This window comes from Streptosporangium sp. NPDC050284, from assembly GCF_044459525.1.
In the GTDB taxonomy this organism is placed as follows: Bacteria; Actinomycetota; Actinomycetes; order Streptosporangiales; family Streptosporangiaceae; genus Streptosporangium.
In genome coordinates this window covers 525994-550526 of sequence record NZ_JBITIZ010000002.1, presented here as the reverse complement: position 1 = coordinate 550526, position 24533 = coordinate 525994, and the positions used below count along the sequence as shown (strand labels likewise).

Here is a 24533-nt window from a genome sequence, read left to right as displayed (position 1 = left end):
TGGGGGACGGCGTGAGCGGGTCGCATGACATCCCGAGGGAGAAGGGGGCGTCGGTTCCCTCGCTGTCCGTTTTCGCTGACTATCTCAGGGGAGCCGGATGGGTCCTCGACGACGATGACGGCCGGACAACGCTGTGGCGGTCCCGCCTGTCCGATACGGAAACGAACGCGCGAGTCGTTCTTCCGGTCAGTCAGGAAGTTCGTGACTACGCCGGTCGTATCAATGAGGCATTGAGGGTGTTGGCCTATGTGGAGCAACGGCTTCCACAGGAAGTGGCCGCGGACATGAGTTTCGGTGGTGCGGACAATGTGTCCGTACGACTGACCCCGAACGCTCCAGCGGGAGAAGCCCCCTTGCTCGTGGCGCATTCCGCCATATCCGCGCTGCGGAACTACGTGATCGCATCGGCTGCGGCCCTGGACGCAGACTCCCTTGTCCTTCCTCCTCGCCGTCCGCAACGAGCGGAATCCTATGCCGCTCAGGCCCGGATCTCCACGCAGCCCGGAAGCTTCGTTCTTTCCCTGTCCCTTCCGCTGGAAGACGCCTACACGGAGACGGTGTCGCCGCCGACAGTCGGTCAGGAGCAATTGCTGGATGTTCGCCCCCTGCCGTTCGGTCGCAAGGTGACGAGTCGGATGCTCGCCGCGGCCCAGAAGGCTCAACGCCTCGCGAGAGAGGTCGGCGAGGGGGACAAACCGCTGTCGTCTTTCGGGCACCCCGGTCAGGGGGCCGCCAACGCGACCGAACTGGAGGCGTTGAGCTGTCTGGGAGGGCCGGATCATGACGTTTATCAGATCCGCTTCTCGCAGTCACCGCTCGCCGCAGGGTCCCACGAACCCACCCGCCTGAGGATCACGCCTGGTCAGCAAAGAATCCTTGGGGAGGCCGCGGACTTCTTGCGGACGAGACAGCCGAGGGCGGGTGTCACGGTTATCGGTCTGGTGGTTCGCCTGTTCCGAGAAGGAAAGTTCGGGAAGGGCGAAGTGGTCATCCAAGGGATCGACGATGACACGGGGAGCGCGAGGAGGTTCCGCGTCGAGTTGGACGAATCCGATTACAGGTTGGCGGTGAGAGCCCACGGGACCGGTCTTCAGGTCACCGCCACCGGTGATCTCGACATTCGCGGAACACGCCGCTCTCTTCGTCGGCTCACCTCTTTCTCGGTGTTGCCGGGAATCGACGACGAATAGCGGGCCGGGGCGCGTCAGCGGAAGGCGTCGGCGTGGTCGGCGGCCCACTGCCGGAACGGGGTGCCCGGCCTTCCGGTGAGTTCCTCCACCGTGGAGGTGGCCGACTCGGGGAACATCGCCATCCGCGCGTGCCCGTCGATCATTCCCTTCGCCGCCGTGGGCGGCCAGCCCTGGTCGACCAGCTCGCGCAGCGCGTCCTCGGGCGGGAGTTCCTCCCAGCGGACCGCCCGGCCGACGGCCTCGCCGATGGCGGTCACCTGCTCGATCTGGGTGAGGGTCTCGGGACCGCTCAGCACGTACCTCGCCCCGCTGTGGCCCGTGCCGGTGAGCACGCTCACCCCGGCGGCGGCGATGTCCCGCTCGTGGATGAGTGCCCTGGTGGCACCCCCGTGCACCCAGCGGACGGTGCCGGTGTCGCGGATCTGCGAGGCCCACATCAGGGTGTTGGTGGCGAACCCGCCGGGCCGCAGGAACGTCCACTCCGGCCCGGACCGCTCGATCAGCCGCTCGATGAGGGCGTGGGAGCCGAGGATCGAGTTCGGGTCCGGCTCGGGCGTGCCCGGTACGGGGTCGAGGACACCGCGGGCGGAGAGGTAGACGACGTGGCGGGCGTGCTTGGCGATCTTCTCGATGGTCGAGGGCGCCGCGTGGTCGGCCGAAAGGGTGGGCCAGACGAGGAACACCGACTCGACCCCGTCCAGGGCGTCGTCCAGCGTGGCGGGGTCGGCCAGATCACCGCGTACGACCTCGGCGCCCTTCGGGAGGGAGGCGGAGGTGGGGTCGCGGGTGAGCGCGCGCACGGCGACGCCCGCGTCGAGGAGCTGGGACACGGCCTGCCCGCCGACCTTGCCGGTCGCTCCGGTGACCAGAATCATGCGGATCTCCTTCGTGGATGGGATGTCCCGACCAGCTTGCGACCTCATCTTTGGTTGAGGTCAAGCGGGAAGGAGGTGCATGGGCGCGTTGCCGCTTCGGCCGAGGTCGGGCGGAGGGGGCGCATGAGGGTGTCGCGTCTTCGGCTGTGGTCAGGCGGGGAGTCCTTGGCGGTGGTCAGGCGGGAAGTCTTCGCCGAGGTCAGGCGGGGAGGAGGCGCATGAGGGCGTTGCGCGGTCCTGTCAGGTGGTGGTTCGAGAAACGGGCCATATGGCGCGACATCGTCACGAGACGCTGAGCGGGCTTTCTGCGTCTGGCGTCGTACTCGCGCAGCGCGGTCTCGACCTCGTCCGCGGTCCGGAGGCGGTCGGTGAGAGCCACGGCGTCCAGCAGGGCCTGGCACGCGCCCTGCCCGAGAGCCGGTGACATGGCGTGCGCCGCGTCGCCGACCAGGGCGACGTTGCCCGTCACGAAGGATCTCAGGTGCGAGGACAGCTCGTGGATCTCGTGCCGCAGAACGGTCTCCTCGTCGGCTTCTGCGAGGATCCGCGGGATCGGGTCGTGCCAGCCGGTGAAGCGGGCACGCAGTTCGTCAAGGGTTTCCCCGTGGCCCTCCGGTGTCGACACGGCGGCGTACCAGTTGGTGGACCCGGGTTCCTGGGGAGTGATGCCGAACACCTGGCCGGGTCCCCAGGTCTCGCCGCGTAGGTCCGGCTCGAACCCCACGACGCCCCGCCAGGCCACGATCCCGGTGTAGCGCGGCCGGACGGCGGTGCCGAAATACGCCGTGCGGACCGTGCTGCGCAACCCGTCGGCCCCCACCACCAGGTCGTACTCCCCGCGTAGCGCCTCCGGATCGGTGATCTCCGTGCCGGTCGTGATCGAGGCGTCTCCCACGGCGTCGAGCAGCATGTCCATCAGAGAGATCCTGGACAGCATCAGGACGGGCGCGCCGCCCTTGCGCTCGATGCGCTCCAGGGGGAGATCGGCGATCCGGCGGCCACTCGGCGTGCGGATCTGGGCCCGCCGGTAGGGGACCGTACGGCGACGGAGCTCCTCGCCCAGTCCCAGCCGCGCGAGCGCGGCCTGCGCGTCGGGGCGCACCCCTAGGGCCGTGCCCTGTGTGTTGATCTTCGGCCAGCGTTCGAGTACGTGCACCTCCCACCCGATGCCGCGCAGCCCGATGGCGGTCGTCAGGCCGCTGATCCCGGCCCCCACGATGGCGGCTCTTCCCCTCATGTCCCGCTCCCCTCTAATCACCACAGCAGTGGTGCCACATCTGTGGTACCACTGCTGTGGTGCATCGGGCAAGTGGCGACGATGAGGGGCGGCAGGGTGAGGCAGCGGGATCGACGCGGCCGGTTACCGGTTCCCCGGCCGCGGTCGACCTCTCGTCGTGATCACCGCTTTCCCGGCCGTTCCTTTCGTCGTGGTCACCGGCTCTCCGGCCGTGATCATCCGCCCGTCGTGGTCGTCGCTCCGGTCGCGGTCAACCGCTCTTCGTGGTCGTCGCCCCGGTCGCGATCATCCTCTTGTCGTGGCCACCGCCTCCCCGGCGGGCTCGTCGCCTTCGAGGACCACGGCGCCGCTGAACTGCGCCGAGTACAGGCGGTGGTAGGCGCCCCGCGCGGCGAGCAGCTCGTCGTGGGTGCCCTGTTCGACGATGCGACCCGCGTCCATCACCAGGATGAGGTCCGCGTCGCGGATGGTGGACAGCCGGTGGGCGATGACGAAGCTGGTGCGGTCCGAACGGAGCGCGGCCATCGCGTGCTGCACCAGGACCTCGGTGCGGGTGTCGACCGAGCTGGTGGCCTCGTCCAGGATGAGCAGCGACGGGTCGGCGAGGAAGGCGCGGGCGATGGTGATCAGCTGCTTCTCCCCGGCGCTGATGTTGCCCCCCTCGTCGTCGATCACGGTGTCGTAGCCGTCGGGCAGGGCGCGGACGAACCGGTCGACGAACGTGGCCCGCGCGGCGGCCTGGATCTGCTCCTCGGTGGCGAGCGGATTGCCGTAGGCGATGTTCTCGCGAATGGTCCCGCCGAACAGCCAGGTGTCCTGGAGCACCATGCCGATGTGCGAGCGCAGGTCGTCGCGGCGCATCGCGGTGATGTCCACGCCGTCGAGGGTGATCCGTCCGGAGTTCAGCTCGTAGAAGCGCATGACGAGGTTGACCAGGGTGGTCTTGCCCGCGCCGGTCGGGCCGACGATCGCGACCGTGTGCCCGGGTTCGGCCACCAGGGACAGATCCTCGATGAGAGGCTGCTCGGGGTCGTAGCTGAAGGACACGTGCTCGAACTCGACGCGGCCCCGCCTGACGGTGGGAGGCACCGGGGCTGCGGGATCCGGCGCCTGCTCCTCGGCGTCGAGCAACTCGAAGACCCGCTCGGCCGAGGCGATCCCCGACTGCATCAGGTTCGCCATCGAGGCCACCTGGGTCAGCGGCTGGGTGAACTGCCGCGCGTACTGGACGAACGCCTGCACGTCACCCAGGCTCATCGACCCGGTGGCGACCCGCATGCCGCCGACGACGGCGATGACGACGTAGTTGAGGTTCCCGATGAACATCGTCATCGGCATGATGATCCCCGAGACGAACTGGGCGCCGAAGCCGGCCTTGAACAGCTCCTCGTTCCGCTGCCTGAACACCTCCTCGACCTCGGGGCGGCGTCCGAACACCTTCACCAGCTCGTGGCCGGTGAACGTCTCCTCGATGTGGGCGTTCAGGCTGCCGGTGTGGGTCCACTGCGCGACGAAGTGCTTCTGCGAGCGCTTCGCGATCAGCGTGGTGGCGAACATCGTCAGCGGGATGCTGATCAGGGCGATCAGCGCCAGCAGTGGCGAGATCACGAACATCATCGCCAGTACGCCGATCACGGTCAGCAGCGAGACCAGTAGCTGGCTGATCGTCTGCTGCAGGCTCTGGGAGACGTTGTCGATGTCGTTGGTGACCCGGCTGAGCAGCTCGCCGCGCGGCTGGCCGTCGAAGAAGCGCAGCGGGAGCCGGTTCAGCTTGTCCTCGACCTCCTCGCGCAGCCGGAACACGGTGCGCTGCACCACGTCGTTGAGCAGGTAGCCCTGGAGCCAGGAGAAGACCGACGCGGTGAGATAGATCCCCAGGACCCACAGCAGGACCGTGCCCAGCGCGCCGAAGTCGATGCCCAGGCCCGGTACGAAGTCCATTCCCGAGAGCAGGCCGGCGAAGTTGTCGTTGCCCGCGGCGCGGGCGGCGGCGATCGCCTCCTCCCGGGTCGTGCCGGCGGGCAGCTGCCTGCCGATCACCCCGGTGAAGATCAGGTCGGTCGCGCGGCCGAGGATCTTCGGGCCGAGAACGTTCAGCACCACGCTGGTCACGGCGAGGGCGATCACGACCAGCAGCTTCGGGCGGTCGGGGGCCAGGCGCCGTGCCAGTCGGCGTGCCGACGGCCCGAAGGTCATCGATTTCTCCGCGGGTATCCCGGCGGTCCCCCCGAAGGGGCCGCGCCCGAAGGGGCCGCCGGACACCGGGGGACGCGGTCGCGTGGTCGTCATGGGCCGGTTGCTCATGCTGCGGCCTCCGAGGCCAGTTGGGATTCGACGATCTCCAGGTACGTGGGGCAGGACTCGAGCAACTCGTCATGAGTCCCCAGGCCGACGACCACGCCGTCGTCCAGCACGATGATCTGGTCGGCGTCGGCGATGGTGGAGACCCGCTGGCCGACGATGACGACGGCGGCCTCGGCGGTGTGCGGGCGCAGGGCCGCGCGCAGCCGCGCGTCGGTGGCGAGGTCGAGAGCCGAGAACGAGTCGTCGAACAGATAGATCTCGGGCTTGCTGACCAGCGCCCTGGCGATGGCGAGCCGCTGCCGCTGCCCGCCGGACACGTTCGTGCCGCCCTGCGTGATGGGCGCCTCCAGGCCCTCCGGCATCGCCTCGACGAAGTCGCGGGCCTGGGCGACCTCCAGCGCCTCCCACAGTTCCGCGTCGCTCGCGTCCGGGTCGCCGTAGCGCAGGTTGCTCGCGACGGTGCCGCTGAAAAGGTACGGCTTCTGCGGCACCAGGCCGATGCGCGTCCAGAGCGTCTGGGGGTCCAGGTCGCGGATGTCGACGCCGTCGACCGACACCGTGCCGGAGGTGGCGTCGAACAGCCGGGGTATCAGGGAGATCAGCGTCGTCTTGCCGGAGCCCGTACTGCCGATGACGGCGGTGGTCTGTCCCGCGCTCACGCGGAAGGAGACACCGGACAGTACCGGCGCCTCCGCACCCGGATAGCGGAACTCGACGTCACGCATCTCCAGCTCGGCACGCCCGCTCACCTGCCGTACGGGGTCGCTGGGCGGTGTCACCGACGAGTCGGTGTCGAGCACCTCGACGATGCGGTCGGCGCAGACCGAGGCGCGCGGGATCATCATCGAGATGAAGGTCGCCATCATCATCGACATGAGAATCTGGACCAGGTACATGAGGAACGCGGTGAGGGCGCCGACCTGTATCTCCCCGCTGTCCACCCGTGCGGCGCCGAACCACATCACGGCGACGCTGGAGATGTTGAGGATCAGCATGATGGTGGGGAAGATGAGCGCGGTCAGTCGCCCGACGCGCAGCGACGTCTCGGTCAGCGCGGCGTTGGCGTCCGCGAACCTGCGGGTCTCCTCGCGCTCGCGGACGAAGGCGCGCACCACACGGATGCCGGTGAGCTGCTCGCGCAGCACCCGGTTGACCTGGTCGATGCGGTCCTGCATCGCGCGGAACTGAGGGAACATGCGGACGGTGATCAGGCCGATCGACACCAGCAGCACGGGGACGCAGACCAGCATGAGCCAGGACAGGCCGAGGTCCTGGCGCAGGGCCATGACGATGCCACCGATGCCCATGATCGGCGCGGCGACCAGCATCGTGCAGGTCATCAGGACGAGCATCTGGACCTGCTGCACGTCGTTGGTGCCGCGGGTGATCAGCGAGGGGGCTCCGAACCGGGAGACCTCCCTGGCGGAGAACCCGCCGACCTGGTGGAAGACGGCCGAGCGGACGTCCCGCCCGAACCCCGTGGCCGTGAGGGAACCGTAGTAGACCGCCGCGATCGAGCAGGCGACCTGCACGAGGGAGACGAGCAGCATCCAGCCACCGGCGAACAGGATGTAGCCGGTGTCGCCGGTGGCGACGCCCTGGTCGATGATGTCGGCGTTCAGGCTGGGCAGGTACAGCGAGGCGATGGTGCCGACCAGTTGCAGAACCACCACGGCTGTCAGCGCCCACGAGTAGGGGCGCAGGTACGTGCGGAGTAGCCGGATCAACATGAGGGCTCCTCGCGCGGGGTGGCCGGGCGAGGAGCGTCATGCCGGGGATCCGGCCGTCGGCCGGTCGTGCCCGTCGCCCCGGTAACCGGGATCATGGGGATCTCCTTCAAGGGAATGGTGAGGATCAGCCTGCGAGGTGAAGCTCGGTTGAGGTCAAGCCGAGGAGGACGTCGAGGCAGGAGGAAAGAACGGAAGGACGGAAAGTCGGGAGGTCGCGGCCCCGGCTCGTCGGGACCACCAGGGTCGGGATCGCCGAGGTCGGGGGGCTGGGGCCGCCGGAGGCGCCGAGGACGCCGAGGACGATGTCGGGAAAGCGGTTCCGGAGGGTGGGGCAGGAGGTCAGGGGAGCGATTCCGGGGGAGCGGCGGTGAGGCGTATCCCGTCGAGCAACATGGAGACGATCTCCGAGGCGGCCAGCGGATCGCTTTCGACGAGCCGGGGGTGGGTGCACGCGATGACCAGCAACTGCAGTCGGCGGGCGGCCTCGTTCGGTTCGCACCGCAGCCGTTCCCCGGCGGGTTCGATCAGGCCGGTGAGCGCCTCCCTGATCAGGGTGCTCTCCTCGGAGAGATTTCGGTGTTCGTGACCGGCCTCGATGGCCTTCATCCCTATCGCGTCCACCAGACGGAAGATGCGCGCGGTGCGTCGCTGCAGGATCTCGACCGCCGAGACGAGCCGGACGTCCAGAGGGGCCGCACGGTCGATCGTCTTCAGCTCGCCAAGCAGCGAGGAGGAGTCGAAGGCGCTCGCGATCGCCACGCTCACGAGCTCGTCCTTGGTGGCGAAGACCCGGAAGATCGTCCCCTCGGCCACGCCCGCCGCCTGCGCGATCCGCCGGGTGCTCACGTCCGGACCCTCGGCGAGCACGAGCGACAGGGTGGACGCGATGAGCGCCGCGCGCCGCTCGTCGGGGGGGAGGGGTGCGGCGCGCTGGGAGGTCGAGATCACGTCGGCATCCTAGCGAATGAATGAGTGAGTCGCTCACTCATTTAAAGCGGTCCGGCCGTGAGGCTCCGGCGCGACCCGTTCGAGGTGGTCCGGCCGTGGGATTTCGGCGTGCACTCGTTCGAGGTGGCGGGGTTTCGGTGCGGCTCGTTCGGGGTGACGGGGCGTCGGTGCGAAGGGTTCGGTGTGAGGCTTCGGTGCGATGTGGTCGCCCGGGCCTGTGAGGTGCCGGTTCGAGGATACGGGGGTGCGGGATGGGGCCCGTGTGAAAGAAGTGATCTTTTCTGCAGAAGTTGGCTGTATTTTTCCGGCAAATGTAGGAAAAAGCAGCTAGAAAGCCCGTCTTTCACCCGATGCGCTGGTCGTCGTCTGCGTTTTAACGTCGTCTGGCAGACATTCTGACGTCACCGCGACAGCCGTCTGCCTGTCGACCAGGAGAACACCCGATGCCCCGTGCCCTCGCCCACCGCCCGTGGGTGCCCGCCACCACCGAGGATCGCGTCCAGTCCGTCCTGAAGGCCGTGACGGACCAGACGGCCTCCTCGGTCCAGAGTGAGATCGAACGGCTGGTGGCCGAGAACCACCGCATCCACGACGTCGAGTCGATCAACCTCAACCCGGCGACGAACATCATGAACCCGAGGGCCGAGGCCCTGCTCTCGGCCAACCTCGGGTCGCGGGCGTCGCTGGGATACCCGGGCGACAAGTACGAGATGGGCCTGGAGGCGATCGAACAGATCGAGATCGTCGCCGCCGAGCTGGCCGCGGAGGTCTTCGGCGCGGGCTATGCCGAGGTGCGCGTCGGCTCCGGAGCGCTCGCGAACCTCTACACGTTCATGGCTGTCTGCGAACCCGGCGACACGATCATCGCCCCACCCGCGAGCATCGGCGGCCACGTCACCCACCACCAGCCCGGCGCGGCCGGCCTGTACGGGCTGAAGACCGTTCCCGCCCCCGTCACGTCCGACGGCTACACGGTGGACGTCGACGCCCTGCGCGAGCTCGCCGTACGGGTACGGCCGAAGCTGATCACCATCGGCGGCAGCCTCAACCTGTTCCACCACCCCGTGGCGCGCATCCGCGAGATCGCCGACTCGGTCGGTGCCCGCGTGCTCTTCGACGCCGCCCACCTGTGCGGGATGATCGCGGGAAAGACCTGGCCGCAGCCGCTCGAAGAGGGCGCCCACCTGATCACCATGAGCACGTACAAGAGCCTGGGCGGTCCCGCGGGCGGGCTCATCGTGACCGACGACGCCGAGCTGGCCCAGCGGCTCGACGCGATCGCCTACCCCGGGCTCACCGCGAACTTCGACGCGGGAAAGACCGCGGCACTCGCCATGACGATGCTCGACTGGAAGGCCGCGGGCCCCGCCTACGCGCAGGCGATGGTCGCGACCGCGCGAAGGCTCGCCGACGAACTGCTCGCCCTCGGGGTCCCGGTCTTCGCCGCCGAGCGCGGGTGCACCCGCTCCCACCAGTTCGCCGTCCTCGCCCACCGCTACGGCGGCGGCCAGCGGGCCGCCCGGCGGCTGCGCGAGGCGAACCTTCTCGCCTGCGGCATCGGCCTGCCGACGGAGGCGGTCGAGGGGGACGTGAACGGCCTGCGCATCGGTACGCCGGAGATCGTCAGACTCGGGATGACCGAGGCGGACATGCCGGAGCTGGCGTCGTTCATCGCCCGGGGCCTGGACGAGAACGTCGACCCGGGAACCGTGGCACCGGAGGTCACCCAGTGGCGGAGCCGCTTCTCGGGAGTGCACTTCACGGTGGACAACCCCGCCTGAGGAGGGCTTGCCCGGCCGTCCAGGGCTTTCCAGGAACGGCCGGGAACACCGCCGCCCGAGAGGCTCGGCCTACTTGATCATCAGGGCTCTTTTCCCGCCCGTACCCCGGTCCGCGTGTTAACGGGATGGAAGCCGGGGTAGGGCGGGCCGTGCGCCCGTCACCGCGCGCCTCCACCCGTGGGAGGTCCGATCCGCGCCGGTGACCGGTTCGTGTCCGGGGCGTGGCCTTACCGGCCCGGCATGAGAGGAGAGCACGGTGGCCGAAGAGTCGGATCTGATCCTCGACCTGGTGTGGCAGGAGTTCCACGAGGTCGTGAACATGACATCGGAGGAACTGAGGGCCTTCCTGCTCGCGTCGGCCTCGGCGTCGCAGGACGCGGCCGTCGCCGTAAGCCCCGAGGCGGCCATGCCGCCGCTCGGGCGTCAGGTGCTCCAGGTTCTCGGCAAGCGGAAGGCCGACCTGACCACCGACGACATCGAGACGATGCGAAAGGCCGTCGACCGCGTCGAGGACACGCTGGCCGAGGGGACGGTCGACGAGGACGACGACGACCGGCGACGGGCGCTGCTGGAGGTCGGCCACAACCCGCTCAGACCGTCACGACTGGGAGGATGACGAATCGGCAGGAAGCCGGAGGTGCAAAGCAACAGGAAGCCTCTGAACCCTCCCCGATCGAAATGGAGACGCCGTGAACGCGCCGACGACCACCGAGGTGGAGCTGTTCGCCCATCCGGCACTGTTCTACCGGGGCTTCCGGCAGTATCTGGACGGTACGGTGCCCTTCGTCCGCGAGGGCGTCGAGGCCGGAGAGCCGGTCGCGGTCGCCGTGCCGGGACAGAACCTGAAACTCATCCAGGCGGAGCTGGGCGCGGCGGCCGACGAGGTGCACTTCCTCGACATGGAGGAGGTCGGCCGCAACCCCGGGCGCATCATCCCCGCCGTCCTGTGGGCCTTCGCCGACCTCCACCCAGGCCGCAGGGTCCGTATCGTCGGCGAACCTGTCTGGCCGGACCGGCCGCGGTCGGAGCACGACGCGTGCCTGCTGCACGAGGCGCTGATCAACCTCGCCTTTTTGGGACGGGACGCCGTCATCCTGTGCCCGTACGACCTGGACGGGCTGGACGCCGAGATCATCGAGCTCGCCGAGGCGGCCCATCCCGTTCTCACGGACGGCTCGGGGACACGCACCAGCGCCGGTTACGCGCCGGAACGCGTCATCCGTAAGTGCGGCGGGCCGTTGCCCGAACCGAAGGACGCCGACGTTCTCCCCTTCGGCGGCGAGGACCTGTGGCGGGTGCGCGCCTTCGCCGTCCGGTACGCCGAGCGGGCGGGCCTGTCGGGGGTGCGCCTGGAGGACCTGCGGCTGATCGCCAGTGAGCTGGCCGCCAACAGCATCGAACACGGAGGCGGTTCCGGGGTCCTGCGGATCTGGACGGAAGACCGCCGGATCGTGCTCGACGTCAGCGACTCGGGCCACATCGTCGATCCACTCGCGGGACGCCGCCCGGCCGACTCCCGACAGCGGGGCTCGCGGGGACTGCTCGTGACCAACCTCCTCGGAGACCTGGTCCGCGTCCACACCGAGCAGGGCGGGACCACCGTCCGCGTCTGTTTCGACAACCCCTGAACCGGCGTCCGCGCCTGTTTCGATGTCACTTGAATCGGCGTCCGCGTCTGTTTCGACATGCCTTGAACCGGTGTCCGCGCGTGTTCGGCATTCCCGAAAGCATCGTCCGAGAGCATTCGCCTCTCTGGAACCGACCTTTCGCGGTCCCGTCGCCCGTCGCTCCCGGAACGTTCAGTGGCCGCCGAACCAGCCGGGGACGTCGAGGCGGAAGACCTCCTCCGGGGTCACGGCGCGCAGGTCGGACTCCAGGGCGCGCAGCCGGTCCTCGCCGATGGTCCTCGCCCAGCTCGCACGCAGGTCCTCGAAGATGCGCGCCGACCGGACGAGGCTGTCGACGCCCCGCTCGGTGAGCCGTACGATCTTGCGGCGGGCGTCGCCGGGGTCGGAGCCGCGCTCGACGTAGCCCAACTGCTCCAGGGTGTCGACCGTCTTGCCCGCCGCCTGCTTGGAGACGCCGAGCCGTCGGCCGAGTTCCACCGCCGTGGTGCCCTCGGGGCCGATCGCCTGCAGAACGAAGCCGTGCATCGGCCGCATGTCGGGATGCCCCTGGCGGGCGAGCTCCGCGTGGAGTTCGTCGATGAGCACCCGGAAGCCGAGAAAGAGCCGGAGGGGGAGCTCGAAGCCCGGAGGGTCGGCCGCCACGTTCGCCTCCCGGCCTCGACGTTCCGACAATGGTGTTGTCGAGCTTAGGGACTGTCGCCGTACCTTGTCATCCTCGGCGGCACGCCGCGGCGGAGGATCGAGAGGACCGGTCTGTCATCGGTGGTGCGACGGGATTCCCGCAGCCCTGCCCATCCGCAGCCCCGCCCATCCGCGGCCCTGCCCGTTTGTGGCCCCGCTCATCCGCGGCGCGTTCATCTGCGGCGCGTTCATCCGCGGCGCGTTCATCCGCGATGCGCTCATCCGCAGCGCGGCGGGAGGGCTTTCACGGTGCGCGCCCGTCGGGGCGGCGCCGGTCCTGGAGCCACTTGTCGGTCTGGCGGGTCGCGTTGGGCGCGCTGGGAGTGCCGGGAGAGCGTCGGGTGGCACGGGTCTCGGTCACGGTGAAGTCGGACACCACGTGCCGGTTGTACATCAGGAAGCCGACGACGCCCGCGATCGCCTGCACGCTGTCGCTCGCACGGGCACGGCCGGTCAGGAGGTAGACCAGGGGAGTGGACGGCTGGTCGAGGGCGAAATGGCGGTCGTGATGATGCGCGTCCTGGAGCGTTTTGATCGGGAGCGGCCGTGAGGTGGTGAACCACGCGGCGACCTCCCAGAAGGGATTCGAGGTGTCGGGATCGATGGACTCCTCGTAGCAGGTCGTGCAACCCCGGCGAGCGTCCTGCCCGTGGGGGCACGCCCAGGCGGCGAGGTCATGCGGCATGCTGCGCTCGGACATGAGCCGACCGTACCTTCCCGTACCGATAGACCGACGCTTCCACCGTTCCCACGCGCCGGGACACCATGTTCTCACCGGCGTTTTCACCGGTTCTCGGTGAGGATCATCACTTCCTCTCCGCCGCCGGAAACGGCCGAAGACGTCGCACCGCCCCTACGGGCGGGGCTTCGCGCGGAACACCCTGACCGCCTCCGCCGATCGGTACGGAACCGGCGGCCCCGCCGGGTGCCGCCCGCTCGATCCGCTGCTCGTCTTCGGCGGACCTCCTGGCGGCAGGAGTACCTCAGGGCTACGGAATAGCTGAGTATTTCGCTGTTTCCGCAGCTCATCGGGGGGAAAGAATGATCTTGGCGGCGTTTCGCCGGCTCCGGGTCGGGCAGCGGATCGCTCCGGGTATCGAACGGGGGACGCATGGCGCGTGAGTTCGACGCGTCCGCTCACAACGGGCGGCGCATCGCCGAGGTCCACGACGACGGCATCGCGGTGAAGGATCCACTCCCCGGCAGGGCTCCGGCGCTGCCCGCCGTGCGGGGTCCGATCACCTCCATGCTCTTCGAGCGGCTGGTACGACCACCGCACCGCTTCGGCCTCCTCTCGCTCCCACTCCTGTCGTTCCCCGCCCGGTTCGCGGGCCCCGTCCTCATGGACGAGGACGTGCAACTGGCGCTCTTCGTCTGTTACGAGCTGCACTACCGGGGCTTCGAGGGGGTGGACGACCGGTGGGAGTGGAGCCCTTCCCTCCTGGAGGTGCGGGAGATCCTGGAGGCGCGATTCGAGGAGGGACTGGCGCGGGCGATACCGTACCCACCCGCCTCGCGGCCCGAGCAGGCCCGCCAGGCCCTCGCCGAACTCGTGGTCGCGGCCGTCGACGGGTCCGACCTCGCGGGGTTCCTCCAGGGCCAGGCCGACCTGGAGCAGTTCCGCGAGTTCGTCGCGCACCGGTCGATCCACCACCTCAGGGAGGCCGACCCGCACACCTGGGCGATCCCCCGGCGAGGGAGCCGCCCCAAGGCGGCGCCGATGGAGATCCAGGCGGACGAGTACGGCGGGGGGAGCGCGGGGCGGACGCGCTCGGAGCTGTTTCGGGCCACCATGCGCGGCCTGGGCCTGGACGACTCCTACGGCGCCTACCTCGACCGGGTCCCGGCGATCACGCTGGCGATCTCCAACACCATGTCGCTGTTCGGTCTTCACCGACGTCATCTCGGGGCGCTGCTCGGCCACCTGGCGGCGTTCGAGACGATCTCCTCGATCTCCAACCGTCGCCACTCCACCGGACTGGGCAGGCTGGGAGGCGACGAGGCGGCGAGGCGTTTCTACGACGAGCACGCACGCGCCGGCGCCGTCCACGAACAGGCCGCCGCGCACGACATGTGCGGCGAGTTCGTGACGCGGCACCCCACACGGGTCGGTGACGTCCTGTACGGAGCGGCCTGCGCCCTCACCCTGGATCGGCTCTTCGCCGAGCACGTCATGAGCCGCTGGCGTCGCGGTGCCTCGTCGCTGCGAGAGGTGGGCGCGGCGGCGAAGTTGTGACCGCCCCTGTCGCGAGAGGTGGGCGTGGCGCCGAGGTTGTGACCACTCTCGCCGTGAGAGGCGGGTGCCGCGCCGAGGACGTGAGCACTCCCGTCGCGAAAGGCGGGCGCGGCACCGAGGTTGTGACCGCCCCCGCTCAGCCGCCCGAGCCGCGCATGGCCTGGCGGATCACGTCGCGGGTCCGGTCCACGATCGCGAGAGGCGGCCCGAACAGCAGGTTCATCATCATCGACTCCGTACCGGGATGCGGATGGGTCGGTGCCAGAGCCTCGGCCGCCTTCACCCCGGCCGCCATGGCCCGGCGCTCGGCCACGCTCGTGCGGGCGCGCAGCTGGGCGAACTCGTGGCTCTCCTCGGCGTGGGCGTGGGCGAGCACCGCCGCACGCAACACCTGGAGACGCGCGGAGAACTCGGGGTCCCCGGGACCCAGCTTCTCCAGGTCGACGAGTAACTGCTTCGCCTCCCTCTCCTCCGCGAGGCGCTCGTCGACCACCTCACCCCCGTTCTTGATCTTGAGACGCGCGTAGGGGTGCACGATCTCCTCTTCGGCGGTCTCGTGCACGGCGAGCATCCGTACGAGACGATGGAAGGCCTCGGCCCGCCGCGCCCCGGCGGGAGCCTCCTCGACCTCGTCGAACAGATTTCTGATCATCGCGTGCTGGCGCACCAGCAGGTCCACGACATCGTTCTCGCTCATCAGCTCGGGCACGGTCCGGCGGTCGTTCATGGGTCCCCCTTCGACTACCAGGTCGATTACCCGCACCCGGGCACCGAAACCCGGGGACCGGCACCGCGAAGGCGGCGGTGGCACGGACGGGCGTACGCGGGGAACCTCGCCTCGCCACCCAGCGGGTGAGCCTCCGTCAGACGGTGATCCACTCGGTGACGACCGTCGCGTCGCCGAGACGGCAGCGGAGGCTGAACGGCCCGGCGGGAACGTCGTCGTAGATGAACCTGCCCAGGTCGTCGGCCGTCAGCGTGACCGGACGACCTCCAAGGACCTCGACCTCAAGGGGACGCGGCGGCATCAGCTGGCCCACCACCCGGCCGCCGACGGCGGTCACGGTGATCTCCAGGTCGACGGTGAGCCCCGCGCCCTGAAAGGTGAGCATGCGCGGCTGCCGCTCCCCCCGCACCCGCGAGGATCCGCCCAGGGAGTCGAAGACCAGCTCGGCCAGCTCGGCGTCGAGCGTGCGCAGCGTGTAGGCCTCGACCGCGATCTGCAGGAGATGCGAGGGAACGGGGTCGAACAGCTCGATGGCGCGGCGCAGCTCCGCCTCCAGCTCGTCGTCACTCATCGGAAACCCCATCCGCCAGGGAGGTCCACCCGGAAACCCCGCCTGCCGAGGAGGTCCACCCGGAAACTCCGTCCGCCAGGAGATTCACCTGGAAAGCACACCTGAGGAGGTCCGCGCGGAAAGCGCACCCGAGGAGATCCACGCGGAGATCCCGTCCGCCCAGGAGGTTCACCGGAAACCCCTCCTGCCCAGAAGGACGCGCAGCCGTCGCAGGCAGCGCTGCCTGATCGGCCCGACGCTCCCGACGGCGATGCCGAGCGTCGCCGACACCTCCTGGTAGCTGAACGGCGGAGAGGCCGTGAGCAGCCGCAGCAACCGCTGGCAGCTCTCACCGAGCTCCTGGAAGGCTTGCCAGGCCGCCCGCGCCCGTTCCCGCTCCCGGGTGGCGTCCTCGGAGTCGATCAATGCCTGCTCCGGCGTACGGTCGTCGGCGACGCGATCGAACGTCTCCTGGTCGTCGCTCGGGGAGACCCGCCGGGCGGCCCTGATCACCTTGACGCACTCGTTGCGCGCCGTGCTGGCCAGCCACGCGCCGACCTTGTCCGGTTCGCGGATCCGGGTGAGATTCTGGGCGAGCCGGAACCAGGTCGTCTGGTAGACCTCCTGCGCGTCCGCGTCCCTCAGTCCGTGAGCGCGCACGACGGACCACACAAGCGGGCTGAGGCCCTCCACCAGGGATTTCCACGCGGCGGCGTCGTCTGAGTCCACCGCGGCGCGGAAGAGGATGCCGATCGAGTCTCGATCCACGGTGACGTCCCCTTGCTTTCTGGACTGTCATCGTACGTCGGAGGACCGATCCGCCCGCACTGGTTTTCAGGGCGTGGCCGGGACACTTTGTACGCTCCGTGGCGTCCAGGTGGCGGGAACGAGGGCCGGGGTGGTGATGCCGGACAGCCTGCCGACGGGGATTTCGTCCAGAAGCCTTCCGGCGGCCTCCCGGGAGCCGACCCCCGGGTTCCGCGCCATGTAATTGGCGATCATGGCGACCACGAGGGGCGCGGAGAAGGAGGTGCCGCTCCACTCCGCCAGGCCGTCGAACTCGACGCGCTCGCGGATGGCCTTCGGCGACGACGCCATCTTCTCGGTGAGCTCGCCCCGGTGCGGGGGAAACTGGCAGGTGCAGTCGTACAGGTGGCCGTACCTGCAGGAGGGGAAGGTGGAGTGCTGGTAGTCGTACGCCGCGGGAGTGGGGTCCACCGCGGTGAAGGCGCTCACCAGACGCTCTCCGGGCGCGTACGTCGTCACCCACGGCCCGTGATTGCTGAAGCAGGCGCGGGCCGCGCCGTCCTTCCTCAGGGCGCCCACCGACACGACGGCACCGGCGTAGTCGGGGTGGTCGGCGTAGGCCGCGGGCCAGAACCTCACGTCGTTGCCGTTGTTGCCCGCGGCCGCCACGAGCAGCGTCTCGGGGTGACCGGTCAGCGCGTCCATGAAGCGTTCGAGCCCCAGGAGCGCTTGCGCGTCGGTGCTCGGCGTCCCCGCCGACAGGTTGACGATGTCGGGCCACCTCCCCTCGGGCAGCATCCCCCCGAGCAGCCTGTCGCCCAGCTCCTTCTCGCTGATCGCGCCCGCGTTGACGAGCGTCGCGTGCACCGTGACGTCGGTGTTGGGTGCGACGGCGCTGACCAGCCCGGCGATGAAGGTGCCGTGCCCGACGTACTGCTTGAGGATGCCCTCGTGGTCGAGCTCGATCTCCTTGCCCTCGCCCACGACGCGGTGCATCCACGGGTGCGACCGGTAGTTCTCCACCAGTCCGGTGTCGACCACCAGGACGGACACCGGCGCGCCCTCCTCGTCGGCGAGTTCGGCCACCGCCGGGTTGGGCGACTCGCACCGGGAGATCGGCACCGGTTCGTCGCCGGGGCAGCAGTTCACCGCGATGGAGACGATGTGGTTCCTGGACACCATGCGGCGCCTGTTCTCGCGCTCCAGGCCCTCGACGGCCCTCAACGCGTCCGACACGTCCCGGTCGCCGAAGCGCTCCCTCCTGTCGGGCTCCCCGACCCGGATCCTGAGCACACCGCCGGGACTCTCCTCCCGCTCCACCCGCACGTCCGCGTCCCGGTCGCCGCGATCCCTGGCGAACGCGTCCCTGACCGTCGAGGCGACCTCGTCGGCGTCCTCCACACGGGCGAGGACGTAGCCCTTCTCGTAGAGGAACATGGGCTGTGACCCCTCGAAACCCGCCGCGAGCACCACCTCTCCCATGGCGTCCTGGATCTGGTCGAACTGCTCCCGGAACCTGTCTGGTGCCATATTCGCCATCCTGTTTCGCAGATGTCCTGACGTCGCCATGGGTTAAGAGCCACCGGATGTCTCACTGATACACCTTCCGAGCGATCCACTCGATACGAACCCGGGGAGTCACCCGGCACGGACGAACGAATTGCCCGATACGGAGGGGGGAGTCCGGAGCCGGACGGGGGGTGTTCTCGGGGAGGGCTCCGCGGCATGGACGCCCTGAACACACCACGTCTAACATCGATCCGTGACCGGGGGAAGCTCGCGGATCCCGCGGCCCGCGGGAGACCCTCTCGATCTGCTGCCCCTGGTGTTCGCCCGTCCGGCGGACGCGCTGGCCGGAGCGCGGGCCGTGCTCTCCGACTCCCCCTCCCCGCACGACGCCTCCGTCGCCCACCAGGTGATCGGCATCTGGCAACGCGACTTCGGCGACCTCACGACGGCGATCGGCCACCTGAGGAAGGCGCGCGCCCTCGCCGCCAGATCGGGGTCCTCCAACCGTGAGGCGGACGTGCTCGCCACCCTGGGAGCCGCCCTCATCCACGCGGGCCGCACCAGACAGGGGCTGGCGGCGCTGGAGACGGCCGTCGAGAGGGGAAGCGGGATCACCGGCGCCCGCGTGCTGTTCCGCCGGGGCTACGTCTGGTGGGTTCTCGGTGGGCACCGCGAGGCGCTCGACGACCTGCGAAGGGCCATTCCCGCCCTGCGCAGAGCACAGGACACGATCTGGACCGCGCGGGCGCTCACGCTCAGGGCGACCGTCCACCTGGCGATGGGATCCGTCGAGCGGGCCGAGGCCGACTTCGTCGCCGCCGAGCGGCTGTGGGAGACCACCGACCAGGAGCACGACAAGGCCGACGCCGTGGAGAGCCGAGGGCTGGCGGCGTTCAGGTCCGGCGACCTGCCGGCGGCGCTGCGTCTCTTCGACGAGGCCGCGCGCCGCTACGAGGCCCTCGGCACGCCCATGTTCGTCCTGCACATCCGCCGGTGCGGGGTGCTGCTGGCGGCGGGGCTCGCCCGCGAGGCGCTGGAGGAGGCCGACACCGCCACCGAGGAGCTGAACCGGATGGGAGGCCAGACGACCCGCAGCGCCGAACTCCTCCTCGTCGCCGCGCGGGCCGCGATCGCGGCGGGCGAGCCGCACGCGGCGATCGCCCGCGCGAGCGCGGCCATCCGGCTGTTCTCCAGCCAGCGCCGCGACTGGTGGCAGGCCCACGCCCGGCTCGTGCTCGTCCAGGCCAGGTTCGCGGCGGGAAAGGTCTCTGGCCGCTCGGTACGCGACGCCGCCGAGGTCGCCCTGCGGCTGGCGGAGCTGCGTTCCCCCGAGGCGGTCCAGGCCTCGCTGCTCGCCGGACGCACCGCCCTCGCCCTCGGCTGGGAGGCCGACGCCGAACGGCACCTCGCCGCCGCCGCCAAGACCCGAGGACGCGGGCCCGCCTTCGCCCGGGTGGACGGCTGGGTGGCCCAGGCGCTCAGAGCCGCCGCGGCGGGACGTACGCGCGGTGTGCTGGACGCCTGCCGCCGAGGGCTCGACCTGCTGGACGAACACAGGATGACCCTGGGCGCCTCGGAACTGCGGGCGCGGGCGAGCGCGCAGGGGGCGGAGCTGGCCGTACTCGCGCAGCGGGCGACCCTCGCGCGGGGCGGCCCCCGCCGCTTCCTCGACTGGAGCGAACGCTGGCGCGCCACCGTGCTCGCGGTCCCGCCCACCCGTCCCCCCGACGACCCCGAGCTGCTGCGCGACGTGACGGCCTTCCGCGAGATCAGCAGCCGGATCGACACGGCGAGACCGGGGGGCGTGCCGGCCCCCGCGCTGGAACGCGAACAGCGGAGACTGGAGAAGGAGATCCGCGCCCGGACGCTCCGCACCCGCAGCGCGGGCGGCTTCGACGGGCACCGCTTCGACGCGGGTCCGCTGCTCGACGGGCTCGGTGACGGATGGCTGATCGAGATCGTCGCCGTCGACGGCGAGCTGTACGTCCTGCTCTGCGGCCGGGGCCGGGTGCGCAGGTTCGCCGCGGGACGACTCGCCGACGCGGCGATCGACGCCGACCACGCCCGTGCCGGTCTCGGACGGATCGCGTACGGGGGCTCTATCGCGTACGGGGGCTCGCAGGACAGGCTGACCGTCCTCGAAGCGGGCGGGCGCCGCCTCCAGGAGTCGCTGCTCGGCCCCGCCGTACGCCACCTCGGGGACGGCCCCGTGGTCGTCGTACCGCCTGGCAGGCTGCACGGCGTCCCCTGGGCGCTGCTGCCGGCGCTGGGCGAGCGGGTGCTGAGCGTCTCGCCGTCCGCGAGCGCCTGGCTCCGCGCCCGGCGGATCGAGCCGTCGCCGTCCAGGGAGCGGGTCGTGCTGGTGAGGGGGCCGGGACTCGCGACGGGCGGCGCCGAGGTCCCGCTCCTGGCCGCGCGCTACGGGGAGGCGACCGTGCTGGAGGAGGGCACCGCGCTCGCCCCCGCCGTGCTCACGGCGCTCGACGGCAGCAGGCTCGCCCACATCGCCGCGCACGGCACCTTCCGCTCCGACAGCCCGATGTTCTCCTCCCTGCGGATGGACGACGGCCCGCTCACGGTGCACGACTTCGAACGGCTGCACAGCGCCCCGTACCGGATCGTCCTGTCCAGCTGCGACTCCGGCAGGCTGCAGCCGGTCGGCGCGAACGAGTTGCTCGGCCTCGCCACGGCGCTGCTGCCGCTGGGCACGGCCGGGATCGTGGCGAGCTCGGTGCCCGTCGACGACGAGGCCGTGGTGCCGCTGATGCTCGCCCTGCACGAGGGGTTGCGGCGCGGCCTGAGCATGGCCGAGGCCCTGCGCGACGCGCGGCTCGCGATGCCCGGCGACGCGCTCAACCGGGCGACCGGCTGGTCCTTCTCCGCCATCGGCGCGGCCTGAAGGCCCCGGCCGGGCGGGCTCCGCGTCAGCCAACGGTGAAGAGCCTTCCCAGGTCGGCGCGGTCGCTGCTGCCGAGCCGCGCGTAGGCGTCGCACAGGTGGTTGGCCACCGTACGGATCGACACCGTGAGCTGCTCGGCGATCTGCCGGTTGGTCAGGCCCGCCGCGGCGAGGCTCACGATCTGCCGCTGGCGTGCGGTCAGCTTCGGCAGCGCGAGGTTGACCAGGGCGGAGCTGCGCGCCCCCTGGCACGTTCCCGCCAGCGCGGCGGCCCGGTTCCTGGAGGACTGTGAGGCGCGCCGGTCGTCGTGGACGAGGGCCGCGTGCGCGAACGCCTCCGCCGCGTACAGTGCCAGTCCGAGATCGGCGAGACCCCGCGCCACCTTGTCCAGCGCCTCCCCGTCACGTCCGGCGAGAGCGCGGGCGTGCCGCGCCAACAGGGGGGCGAGGTCTCCCTCGGCACGGTCGGCGAGGTCCGCGAGCCGGTCGACGACCAGTTCGGGTGTGCCGAGTCGAGCCACGTCGTGCAGGGCGAACATGTCGTCTTCGAGCGGGTCGTCCCCGGCGGCGCGCAGCGCCGACCGCAGGGCACCGTCGAGGTCTCCCTCGGCGGCGAGTGTCCAGGTCCGTGCCCGCTCGGTGGCGAGCCACATACGTGTCCGCACGTATCCGCCGATGCCGGTCCGCACGTCTTCACCCATGCCGGTCCGCGCGTCTCCGCTCATGCGCGTCCGCGCGTCTCCTCGGGGGGCCGGACCGCGCGACAGGGCCTGCCGCGCCGTCGTCAGGTCGCCGATGTAGGCGGAGGCGTGCGCGAGTTCGGCCAGGCAGGCGCGGTGGTGGGGGGAGCGGCGCAGCCCTTCGCGGCTCCAGGCGATGGTCTCGCGGGTCTCCCCGCGAAGGCGGGCGACGCGGGCCCGCCGCGCGCAGAACTCCGGCATCGCGGGCTCGTCCCAGCCGGTGTCGTCCTCGGCCATCCGCTCGCCGGCGCCCCGGGGTATCCCCGAGAGTCTTCCCGAGTACGCGCGTACGGCCAGCTCCTCGCACTCGGCCTCCAGCGTCGTGGCCGAGGTGGGAAGGAGCCGTCGCGCGCCGGACGGGTCGCTTGCCACGCGGCGTTCCGCGGCGGCTCGGAGCACCGGGCCGTGCAGCGGGTGGACGAGCCGTATCGAGAACCGGTCGTCCACGGTGACCAGCCCTCTCGCCCGCAGGCGTTCGAGGACGCCGCAGGTCACCCCGGCGCCGGGTGTGACAAGTTTCAGCGGCCTGCCTGATGCGATGAGCTCAAGTACCTCCCGTTCGTCCCCGCCGACGTCGCGGATGGTCTCCTCCACCAACTCCCTGGCACGCGCCGTCATCGGAGGAACTCCGCGCCAGGTCCACGTGCCCGACACGTGGCTCAGATCCCCTCCGGCGTGGACGGCGACGACCAGTTCGCGCAGAAGTCGCAGGTCGCCACGGCTCGCCCGATGCAGGCGCCTGACGGTGAGGGCGTCCACGTAGCCGCCCACCGCACGGGAGAGCAGTTCCCCGCACTCGCTCTCCCCCAGAAGGGCGAGTGTCATGCGCGGCAGGAGGCCCTCCTCCCAGAGCCGGGAGACGTCCCGCGGTACGGGGACGCCCTCCCTGGCCGTGACGAGCAGGCGGGTACGCCCCTTGAGCGCGAGGCGGAGGACGAGCGCGGCCGAGGAGTCGTCGAGGAGGTGGGCGTCGTCCACGACGAGCACGCGCACCCCGTCCAGCGCCTCGACGGGGTCCGGCGGGCAGAGAAGTCCCGCGAGACGCGGGGAGGGTGTGAGGCGCGGCACCGCCTCATGAGAGGCGGAGAACTCCGTGAGAAGCGAGGGGTGGGAAAGGAGAGATGCGAAGGCGGCGAGCGGGGTGTTCCGGGTGTCGTGCGTTCCGGTGATCCGTGCGTGGACAGGAGCGCGAACGGAGGCGTGGGCGTGAACAGGAGGGGGGACGGGGGCGGCCACAGGGATGGTCACAGGGTCGCTCACGGGGTTGCTCACGGGGTTGCTCACAGGGGCGGTCACAGCCTCGGGGACGGCCTCGGCGGCGAGGCGGCTTTTGCCGCTCCCCGCCGCGCCGGTCACGACGACCCCCCGGCGGCCGGCCGCCAGGTTTCGCCGTACGAGATCGAGTTCCTCAGTCCTGGCCGTAAACGGCCAGGGGGACCGTGGGTTTCTCACAGCTGTATGAGCCGGGTTCCCCGTCCGTGATACACGTCGAATTGAGTACCCCCTACTCATGCGCGTCAGGGGTTCCGTCTCCAGTCTCGTGGCATGTGGACACGGTTTCCTTGATCTCCTCCTCACGTCCGGGGGCCGGGGCCCGCGCGCCGAGGGAACGCCGATGAGGGCGGGCGACGGCGAGCGCGTCCGGCACTGCTCGCTTCCCGCGTACCCCGCCCACGCGCCGCCGGAGGGGCTACAGGGGAGACGACGCGCGGCCCTGCTCTCGGGGCGGCGGGTGTGGCTGAACGGTACGGTCCTGCACTACTGCTTCCTGGACGGAAAGCATGACGGCGGGCACCGTGGCGAGCACCGTGGCGAGCACCGTGGCGGGCAGGGCGACGCCGGATGGTGTGACGGCGAGCGGGGGGACGACGGGCAGCGTGACGCCGTGCGCCGAGGTTTCCAGGAGTGGAAGGACCTCGGCATCGGATTGAAGTTCACCGAGGTCGCCGACCGTAGCGAGGCGGAGCTGCGCATCGGGTTCCGGTGGGACGCCGGATCGTGGTCGGCCGTGGGACGCGAGGCGCTCCGCGTCGGGACCGCCTCCCGCACGGTGAACTTCGGCTGGGATCTCACCGGGGCGTCGGGCCGGGGCACCGTGCTGCACCAGATCGGCCACGTCATCGGCATGGTCCACGAGCACCAGAGCCCGTACTCGGGCATCCTCTGGGACGAGGAGGCCGTCTACGAGGACTTCGCGGGACCGCCGAACCTCTGGCCCAGGTCGCGGACGTTCCACAACGTCATCCGCAGGCTCGACGAGAGCGAGGCGAACGGCCTGGTATGGGATCCACTGTCCGTGATGGGATACCGGTTCGGCCCGGGGCTCATCCTGGAGCCGCCGTGCTACCGGGCGGGGATCGTGTCACCGGGCACCGTCTCCGCACTCGACGCCGCGTTCGCCCGCCGCTGGTATCCGCCTCCGGGCGCCGAGCCGCCCTCCGAACTGCCGCCGTTCCGCTCCGCCCCGCTCGGTGCCGGGGCGGGGGAACAGCGAGACTTCACGATCATCCCCCGCGCGACCCGTGACTACGCCGTCGGTGTCTTCGGCGAATGCGACACGGTGCTGGTGCTGTTCGAGGAGGTCGGCGGTGACCTGCGCTACCTGGCGGGTGACGACGACGGAGGCCGTCCGCGCAACGCGTCCCTGCGCGTCCACCTGCTCAGGGACCGCCGCTACGTCCTTCGCGTCCGCGTCCACTCCTGCTGGGGCCCCGGCCAGGCGGCCGTCATGTGCTGGTGAGCGCCGGACGCG

At 70.5% G+C, this 24533-nt stretch carries 19 protein-coding genes; 7 read left to right on the top strand and 12 right to left on the bottom strand.

The window, feature by feature from the left end:
* The first annotated feature begins 11 nt into the window (after positions 1-11).
* A complete protein-coding gene (locus tag ACIBH4_RS06835) occupies positions 12-1190 on the top strand; it encodes a hypothetical protein (protein ID WP_362764346.1) in 1179 nt (392 codons plus the stop codon).
* A 14-nt stretch (positions 1191-1204) separates the two neighbouring features.
* Here ACIBH4_RS06835 and ACIBH4_RS06830 read toward each other — a convergent pair whose 3' ends face one another.
* The 5 genes from ACIBH4_RS06830 to ACIBH4_RS06810 all read right to left on the bottom strand — a co-directional run bounded on the left by ACIBH4_RS06830 (position 1205) and on the right by ACIBH4_RS06810 (position 8284).
* On the bottom strand, positions 1205-2065 hold the full coding sequence (locus tag ACIBH4_RS06830) for an NAD(P)H-binding protein (RefSeq protein ID WP_362519475.1): 861 nt from the start codon (positions 2063-2065) through the stop codon (positions 1205-1207).
* Between the two features lie 199 nt (positions 2066-2264).
* On the bottom strand, positions 2265-3302 hold the full coding sequence (locus tag ACIBH4_RS06825; protein ID WP_362519472.1) for an FAD-dependent monooxygenase: 1038 nt from the start codon (positions 3300-3302) through the stop codon (positions 2265-2267).
* Between the two features lie 285 nt (positions 3303-3587).
* The gene (locus ACIBH4_RS06820) at positions 3588-5498 is read right to left on the bottom strand and encodes an ABC transporter ATP-binding protein (protein ID WP_362519469.1); all 1911 of its coding nucleotides are present in this window, start codon (positions 5496-5498) and stop codon (positions 3588-3590) included.
* A 104-nt stretch (positions 5499-5602) separates the two neighbouring features.
* Complete coding sequence (locus ACIBH4_RS06815) at positions 5603-7336, bottom strand: ABC transporter ATP-binding protein (RefSeq protein ID WP_362519466.1); 1734 nt, start codon at positions 7334-7336, stop codon at positions 5603-5605.
* Positions 7337-7675: 339 nt separating this feature from the next.
* Positions 7676-8284 (bottom strand): helix-turn-helix domain-containing protein, encoded by a 609-nt coding sequence (locus ACIBH4_RS06810; protein WP_362519463.1) that lies wholly within the window; start codon positions 8282-8284, stop codon positions 7676-7678.
* Between the two features lie 443 nt (positions 8285-8727).
* On the opposite strand from ACIBH4_RS06810, the gene glyA reads away from it, so the two are divergent.
* From glyA to ACIBH4_RS06795, 3 genes are all read left to right on the top strand, one after another.
* Positions 8728-10065, top strand: a complete 1338-nt coding sequence (gene glyA, locus ACIBH4_RS06805; protein ID WP_362519460.1) for an aminotransferase class I/II-fold pyridoxal phosphate-dependent enzyme — start codon at positions 8728-8730, stop codon at positions 10063-10065.
* Positions 10066-10321: 256 nt separating this feature from the next.
* Positions 10322-10681, top strand: coding sequence for a DUF3140 domain-containing protein (locus ACIBH4_RS06800; RefSeq protein WP_362519457.1), 360 nt, complete (start codon positions 10322-10324; stop codon positions 10679-10681).
* A gap of 73 nt (positions 10682-10754) precedes the next feature.
* Positions 10755-11693 carry a sensor histidine kinase gene (locus tag ACIBH4_RS06795; RefSeq protein WP_362519454.1) on the top strand — a complete coding sequence of 313 codons (939 nt, stop codon included), beginning with the start codon at positions 10755-10757 and terminating at the stop codon, positions 11691-11693.
* 171 nt (positions 11694-11864) lie between these two features.
* Here the strand turns inward: ACIBH4_RS06795 and ACIBH4_RS06790 are convergent, their stop codons facing one another.
* A complete protein-coding gene (locus ACIBH4_RS06790; protein ID WP_362519451.1) occupies positions 11865-12335 on the bottom strand; it encodes a MarR family transcriptional regulator in 471 nt (156 codons plus the stop codon).
* A gap of 283 nt (positions 12336-12618) precedes the next feature.
* Positions 12619-13074 (bottom strand): hypothetical protein, encoded by a 456-nt coding sequence (locus ACIBH4_RS06785; RefSeq protein WP_362519448.1) that lies wholly within the window; start codon positions 13072-13074, stop codon positions 12619-12621.
* 642 nt (positions 13075-13716) lie between these two features.
* Between ACIBH4_RS06785 and ACIBH4_RS06780 the strand changes: the two genes are divergently transcribed.
* Entirely contained in the window at positions 13717-14610 is an 894-nt protein-coding gene (locus tag ACIBH4_RS06780; RefSeq protein ID WP_399171581.1) for an iron-containing redox enzyme family protein, read from the top strand.
* Positions 14611-14746: 136 nt separating this feature from the next.
* Here the strand turns inward: ACIBH4_RS06780 and ACIBH4_RS06775 are convergent, their stop codons facing one another.
* The 4 genes from ACIBH4_RS06775 to ACIBH4_RS06760 form a co-directional block, all read right to left on the bottom strand.
* Complete coding sequence (locus tag ACIBH4_RS06775; protein ID WP_362519442.1) at positions 14747-15337, bottom strand: hemerythrin domain-containing protein; 591 nt, start codon at positions 15335-15337, stop codon at positions 14747-14749.
* Between the two features lie 136 nt (positions 15338-15473).
* Positions 15474-15908 carry a hypothetical protein gene (locus ACIBH4_RS06770; protein WP_362519439.1) on the bottom strand — a complete coding sequence of 145 codons (435 nt, stop codon included), beginning with the start codon at positions 15906-15908 and terminating at the stop codon, positions 15474-15476.
* Positions 15909-16076: 168 nt separating this feature from the next.
* The gene (locus tag ACIBH4_RS06765; protein WP_362764349.1) at positions 16077-16655 is read right to left on the bottom strand and encodes a sigma-70 family RNA polymerase sigma factor; all 579 of its coding nucleotides are present in this window, start codon (positions 16653-16655) and stop codon (positions 16077-16079) included.
* 66 nt (positions 16656-16721) lie between these two features.
* The gene (locus ACIBH4_RS06760) at positions 16722-18164 is read right to left on the bottom strand and encodes a S8/S53 family peptidase (RefSeq protein ID WP_362764352.1); all 1443 of its coding nucleotides are present in this window, start codon (positions 18162-18164) and stop codon (positions 16722-16724) included.
* A gap of 232 nt (positions 18165-18396) precedes the next feature.
* Here ACIBH4_RS06760 and ACIBH4_RS06755 point away from each other — a divergent pair, with 232 nt between their 5' ends.
* Positions 18397-21042, top strand: coding sequence for a CHAT domain-containing tetratricopeptide repeat protein (locus ACIBH4_RS06755; protein WP_362764355.1), 2646 nt, complete (start codon positions 18397-18399; stop codon positions 21040-21042).
* 25 nt (positions 21043-21067) lie between these two features.
* Here ACIBH4_RS06755 and ACIBH4_RS06750 read toward each other — a convergent pair whose 3' ends face one another.
* A complete protein-coding gene (locus ACIBH4_RS06750) occupies positions 21068-22849 on the bottom strand; it encodes a helix-turn-helix transcriptional regulator (protein ID WP_362764358.1) in 1782 nt (593 codons plus the stop codon).
* Positions 22850-23396: 547 nt separating this feature from the next.
* Here ACIBH4_RS06750 and ACIBH4_RS06745 point away from each other — a divergent pair.
* On the top strand, positions 23397-24521 hold the full coding sequence (locus ACIBH4_RS06745) for a M12 family metallopeptidase (protein WP_362764361.1): 1125 nt from the start codon (positions 23397-23399) through the stop codon (positions 24519-24521).
* Positions 24522-24533 lie beyond the last annotated feature (12 nt).